Below are 334 nucleotides of genomic sequence, written 5' to 3'. Positions count from 1 at the left end.
TGGTCGTGGGCGGTGGCCTGGTTGTCGAGCACGGCGCCGAGCGCGCCCTTCTGCAGGCCGAAGGTGGGGTAGTACTCGACGTTGTTGCGGACGTACTGGTAGATGAGGTCGGGGTGGTGGCGCAAGGCGCGGGCGAGCTCGGCAATGGAGGCGGGGCCGGAGGCGGCGGCGTCGCCGGCGATCTTTGCGAGGGAGGTGGCGGTAGAGGTAGACGTGGAGGTCTTGCCGGCCTTGGGCGCAGCAGTGACGCCTTGATTGACGTTGGTCGGAAGGACTCTGGTCTTCAGGACGCGCTGTGCATCAGCGAAGCTGACCGGGGGCATGTTGGCGCGAA

General features: G+C 67.4%; 1 protein-coding gene. It reads right to left on the bottom strand.

Translation table 11 applies throughout. The features are described 5' to 3' along the window. The coding region (locus APY03_RS43065) for a hypothetical protein (RefSeq protein WP_198161385.1) at positions 1-334 on the bottom strand (334 nt) is incomplete at both ends.

The organism is Variovorax sp. WDL1, from assembly GCF_001541225.1.
Taxonomy (GTDB): Bacteria; Pseudomonadota; Gammaproteobacteria; order Burkholderiales; family Burkholderiaceae_C; genus Variovorax.
Note: the sequence above shows the minus strand (reverse complement) of the source record. Positions and strands in the feature narration are given on the sequence as shown.